Source organism: Streptomyces sp. AC550_RSS872, assembly GCF_019049285.1.
Taxonomy (GTDB): domain Bacteria; phylum Actinomycetota; class Actinomycetes; order Streptomycetales; family Streptomycetaceae; genus Streptomyces.
Genome location: NZ_JAGMUL010000097.1, coordinates 50,787 through 57,008, shown reverse-complemented (window position 1 = coordinate 57,008; position 6,222 = coordinate 50,787). Strand labels below are relative to the sequence as shown.

Below are 6,222 nucleotides of genomic sequence, written 5' to 3'. Positions count from 1 at the left end.
TCTTGGGTTGGAGGACGGTGTGGAGTTGGTGGTCGGTGAGGTTGGTGGTGGTGGCGTCGTCGAGGGTGCCTGCGGTGTGGATGACGGTGGTGAGGGGGTGGTCCTGCGGGATGCCGGTGAGGAGTGCGGCGAGCTGGTCGCGGTCGGTGGTGTCGCAGGCGGTGATGGTGATGTGGGCGCCGGTGGCGGTGAGTTCGTCGGCGAGTTCGGTGGCGCCGGGGGCGTCGGGTCCTTGTCGGCTGGTGAGCAGCAGGTGACGGACGCCGTGGTGGTGGACGAGGTGACGGGCGAGGAGGGTGCCGAGGGTGCCGGTGCCGCCGGTGATGAGGGCGGTGCCGTCCGGATCGATACCCCGCGGCACGGTGAGTACCGCCTTGCCGACCAGTTTCGCCTGGCTCAGATCACGCATCGCCGTACGGGCCCGGCGCAGGTCGTACGTCGTGATCGGCGGCGGCAGCAGCTTCCCGTCGCGGTACAGCGACATCACCGCGACCAGCATCTCCTGGATCCGGTCGGGCCCCGCCTCCATCAGGTCGTACGCCTGATACGCCACATCCGGATGGTCCGCGGCCACCTGCTGCGGATCACGCTTGTCGGTCTTGCCCATCTCCAGGAACCGTCCGCCGCGCGGCAGCAGCCGCAGCCCGGCGTCCACGAACTCCCCGGCCAGACAGTCCAGTACGACGTCCATGCCGCAGCCGCTGCTGGACTCCAGGAACCGCTGCTCGAACTCCAGCGTCCGGGAGCTGGCGATGTGCTCGTCGTCCAGCCCGTACTCCCGCAGGGTCGGCCACTTGCCCTCACTGGCGGTGCCGTAGACCTCGGCGCCCAGCTGCCGCGCCAGCTGCACGGCCGCCACTCCGACGCCGCCGGCCGCGGCGTGCACCAGCACCGACTCGCCCGGCTGCACGTCCGCCAGGTCCACCAGGCCGTAGTAGGCGGTGAGATGGGTGATGGCGACGGTCGCGCCCTGTTCGTAGGACCAGCCCTGCGGCATCGGGGTCAGGAACCGGTGGTCGCACACCGCGACCGGGCCGAACGAGTCGGAGCACAGCCCCAGCACCCGGTCGCCCACGGCCACGTTGGTCACCCCGGCGCCGGTCTCCAGCACCGTGCCGGCCACGTCGCCGCCGATGCCGTTCTGCCCCTCGACCATGCCGAGCGCGACGATGACGTCCCGGAAGTTGAGGCCGACGGCACGCACCGCGATCCGGACCTGGCCGGGCTCCAGCGGGTCCAGCACCTCGGGGCAGGGCACCAGCTCCACGTTCTCGATCGAGCCGCGGCCCGTGGTCTCAAGGCGCCACGGCCCCGGTCCGGGCGGCGGCAGCAGCGCCGGATGGGAACGGGACCGGGCCAGCCGGGGCGCGGTGACCGTGCCGCAGCGGATCGCGATCCGGGGCTCGGCACACGCCAGCGCCGGGCCGAACACAGCCAGGGACTCCTCCCGCCCGTCCAGGTCGACCAGCGCGAAACGGTCCGGGTTCTCGGTCCGCGCCGAGGTCACCAGACCCCAGCTCGCCGAGTTCCCGAGGTCGGTGACGTCCTCGGCGTCCTCCGCGGCGACCGCGCCCGAGGTGACGAACACCAGCCGGGAGGAGGCGAACCGGTCGTCGGCCAGCCAGGCGCGGGCCCAGCCGAGGGTCGCCTCCGCCGACGCGTGCGCGGCGGCCGCGGGGTCGTCCGGCGCCCCGGGGGCGAGACAGCGGACCACGACGTCCGGCACCGGGCCGTCCGCGGCCAGCTCGTCAAGACCGGCCGCCGACCGCACCCCGGAGCCGGCCCCGGCCAGTCCGAACGGGTCATCGCCGACGAGCGCCCACGACGGGGCCGGCACGTCCTCGACGTCCAGCGCCGTCCAGTCGAGATGCAGCAGCGCCTCCTCCAGCGCGCCGCCCGTCGGCCGGCCGACGGCGGCGGGCCTGGTCACCAGTGACCCCACCGAGAGAACCGGCTGTCCGGTCTCGTCGGTGAGCAGCAGGGCGAGCTGGTCCCCGGAGCCGGTGAGCCGCACCCGGGCCGCCGTCGCCCCGGTCGCGTACAACTGCACGCCGGTCCACGAGAACGGCAGCCGTACGCCGCCCTCCCGGTCACCGGCGAACGCCATCGCGTGCAGCGCGGCGTCCAGCAGGGCGGGATGGACGCCGTAGCGCGCCGCGTCCTCCCGCTCGGACTCGGGCAGCCGGATCTCCGCGAACAGTTCCTCGCCCCGCCGCCAGACGGCCCGCAGGCCCTGGAAGGCCGGGCCGTAGTGGTAGCCGCCGGCGGCGAGTTCGGCGTAGACGCCGTCCGCCTCGACGGGTTCGGCCCCGGCCGGCGGCCAGGCCGTCTCGGGGGCGGGCTCCGCGGGCGCGTCCTGGCTCAGGACGCCGGTCGCGTGCAGCGTCCACTCGTCCTCGCCGGTACGGGAGTGCACCGTGACCGTGCAGCGGCCCGTGTCGCCGTCCGGGGTCGCCCGGACCTGCACCGTGACCTCGTCCTTGGCGCCGGCGTCCAGCAACAGCGGGGCTTGCAGGGTCAGTTCGTCCAGGTGAGGGCGGTCCAGGAGGTCGCCCGCCCGGATCGCCAGGTCGACGAGGGCGGTACCGGGGAGCAGGACCTGCCCGGACACGGCGTGGTCGAGCAGCCACGGCTGGGTACGCCCGGACAGCCGGCCGGTGAGCAGGACGCCCTCCCCGCCGGCCAGCGACACGGCCGCGGCAAGGAGCGGATGGTCCGCCGCCTGCAAACCGGTCGCGGTCAGGTCGCCGGCGGCCCGGCGGGACTCCAGCCAGAACCGGCGGCGCCGGAAGGCATAGGTCGGCAGGTCGACATGGCGGGCGCCGGTCCCGGCGAACACCGCGGGCCAGTCGACGTCGACGCCCAGCACGGCGAGTTCGGCCACCGAGGTCAGGAAGCGCCGCGTGCCCCCGTCGTCCCGGCGCAGCGAACCCACCGCCGCCCCGGCACGGCCCGCGTCGTCGATGCTGTCCTGGACGGACGGCACCAGTACGGGGTGCGGGCTGATCTCCGCGAAGACGGTGAAGCCCTGGTCGATCGCGGCCCGGGTCGCGGCCTCGAACTCCACGGTGTGGCGCAGGTTCTGGTACCAGTACGAGCCGTCCAGCTTCGCGGTGTCCAGCGGGGAGCCGGTGAGGGTGGAGAAGAACGGCACGGCCGACGAGCGCGGCACGATCCCGGTCAGTTCGTCCGCCAGCGTGCTCTCGATCTCCTCCACCTGGGCGGTGTGGGAGGCGTAGTCCACGGGGATGCGCCGGGCCCGCACTCCGTCCTGGTCGCACTTGGCGAGCAGCTCGTCCAGTGCCTCGGGCGCACCGGCCACCACCGTGCTGGCGGGCCCGTTGACGGAGGCTATGGAGACGCGTCCGGGCCACCCGGCGACGAGTTCCCGGGCCTCCGCCGACGGCAGCGCCACCGACACCATCCCGCCGCGCCCGGCCAGCGCGCCGCCGATCGCCCTGGCCCGCAGCGCCACCACCCGGGCCCCGTCCCCGAGGTCCAGCGCCCCGCAGACACAGGCGGCGGCGATCTCGCCCTGCGAGTGCCCGATCACGGCATCCGGTTCGACGCCGTACGACTGCCACAGCGCGGCCAGTGACACCATCACCGCCCACAGCGCGGGCTGCACCACGTCCACCCGGTCCCACGGCGGGGTGCCCGGCTCCTGCCGCAGCACGGCCGACAGCGACCAGTCGACGTAGGGGCTCAGTGCCTCCTCGCACTCCAGCAGCCGGTCGCGGAAGACGGGTGCGGAGTCGAGCAGTTCCGCCGCCATTCCCGCCCACTGCGCACCCTGTCCGGGGAACACGAAGACCACCCGGCCGTCGCCCGCGGCTCCCTGAACCACTCCCGGTGGCAGTGCCCCGTCCGGGTCGGCGGTCCGGGACGCCAACGCCGCCGTACCGGCCAGCAGTTCCTCCCGGTCGCCGCCCAGCACCACCGCGCGGTGCGCCAGCCGGGCCCGGCCCGTCAGGGTGTGTCCGACGTCCACCGGGGACAGCGCGGGGTCCGCCGACACGTGGGCGAGGAGCCGCTCGGCCTGGGCGTACAGCGCGGCCGGTTCGTGCGCGGAGAACACCCAGGGCAGACTCCCGCCGGGGACCGGACGCTCCGGCTCGGGTGCCTCGTCGGCCGGCGGTTGTTCCAGGATGACGTGGGCGTTGGTGCCGCTGATGCCGAAGGAGGACACCCCGGCCCGGCGGGGGCGCCCGGTGTCCGGCCACCGCTGTTCCTCGGTGAGCAGTGCCACGGTGCCCGAGGACCAGTCGACCTCCGGGGACGGCCGGTCCACGTGCAGGGTCCTGGGCAGCACCCCGTGCCGCATCGCCATGATCATCTTGATGATGCCGGCGGCCCCGGCGGCGGCCTGGGTGTGACCCATGTTGGACTTCACGGACCCCAGCCACAACGGCTGCCGCGCGGTCCGCTGCCTGCCGTAGGTGGCCAGCAGGGCCTGGGCCTCGATCGGATCGCCGAGCGTCGTGCCCGTACCGTGCGCCTCCACCGCGTCGACGTCGCCGCCGCCGAGGCCCGCGCCCGCCAGCGCCTGTTCGATCACCCGCTGCTGGGCGGGACCGTTGGGGGCGGTCAGGCCGTTGGACGCACCGTCCTGGTTGACCGCCGAGCCGCGGACGATGGCCAGCACGGGATGGCCGTTGCGGCGCGCGTCCGACAGCCGCTCCACCAGCAGCATGCCGATGCCCTCGCCCCAGCCGGTGCCGTCGGCGCCCTCGGCGAAGGACCGGCAGCGGCCGTCGGGGGACAGCCCGCCCTGCCGGGACAGCTCCACGAACACGCCGGGCGTCGCCATCACGGTCACCCCTCCGGCCAGTGCCAGATCGCACTCGCCGGTGCGCAGGGCCTGCGCCGCCAGATGCAGGGCCACCAGCGAGGACGAGCACGCGGTGTCCAGGGTGACCGCGGGTCCCTCCAGACCCAGCGTGAACGCGATCCGCCCCGAGGCGACACTGCCGGCCGACCCGGTGCCGATGAACCCCTCGACCTCGTCGGGCAGCGCGCCCGGACCGGAGCCGTAGTCGTGGTACATCACCCCGGCGAACACGCCCGTCCGGCTGCCGCGCACTGCGCGCGGATCGATACCGGCCCGCTCCAGCGCCTCCCAGGACGTCTCGAGCAGCAGTCGCTGCTGCGGGTCCATGGCCAACGCCTCGCGCGGCGAGATACCGAAGAACTCCGGGTCGAACTCGCCCGCGTCGTAGAGGAAGCCGCCGTCGCGCACATACGACGTGCCCGGCCGCGCCAGCTCCGGGTCGTAGAGCTCCTCCACGTCCCAGCCGCGGTCCTCGGGCATACCGGCGATCGCGTCCCGCCCGGCGGCGACCAACTCCCACAGCTCCTCGGGGGTGGCCACCCCGCCGGGGTAGCGGCACGCCATGCCCACGATGGCGATCGGCTCGCCCGGATCGGCGGAGACAACCGGGCGGGCCCCGCCCGGCGACGCGTCGCCGCCGGTCAGTTCGCCGAGCAGGAAGTCCACCACGGCCGACGGCGTCGGATGGTCGAACACCAGCGTCGCCGGCAGCCTGAGCCCGGTCACCGCCCCCACGCCGTTGCGCAGTTCGATGGCGGCCAGCGAGTCGAAGCCCAGCTCCCGGAAGGTCCGCCGCGCGTCCAGCCCCTCGGGGCTCGCATGCCCCAGTGCCCCGGCCGCGTGCGTACGGACCAGGTCCAGCAGCAGCCGCCTGCGCTCCGTCTCCGGCAGCTCCCGCAGCCCCGCGGCGAACGCCGTACCCGCACCGGCCCCCTCGCCGGCACCGGCCGCCCGCCGGACCGGGGCCCGCACCAGCCCCCGGAACAGCGGCGGCAAGGTGCCCGCCGAGGCCTGGGCACGCAGCGCGCCCAGTTCCAGCGGCAGCGGCACGGCGACCGGCGCGTCCAGCGCGACCGCCGCGTCGAACAGCGCCAGGCCCTGCTCCCCGGAGATCGGCGGCAGCCCGGCGCCCGCCATGCGACGTGCCGCCTCCTCGTTGTCGGTGAGGTGGGCGGTCATGGTGCTGCGGGTGTTCCAGAAGCCCCAGGCGAGGCTGGTGGCGGGGTGGCCGTGGGCGCGGCGGTGGTGGGCGAGGGCGTCGAGGTAGGTGTTGGCGGCGGCGTAGTTGGCCTGTCCTGCGGTGCCGAGTTGTCCGGCGGCGGAGGAGTAGAGGACGAAGGTGGTGACGGGGTGGTCGAGGGTGAGGTGGTGGAGGTTGGTGGCGGTGTCGA

General features: G+C 74.5%; 1 protein-coding gene. It reads right to left on the bottom strand.

What is annotated here, in order from left to right; all coding sequences use genetic code 11:
- Positions 1-6,222: type I polyketide synthase (locus tag KUM44_RS45970; RefSeq protein ID WP_254390400.1), on the bottom strand; the 6,222-nt coding region annotated here is incomplete at both ends.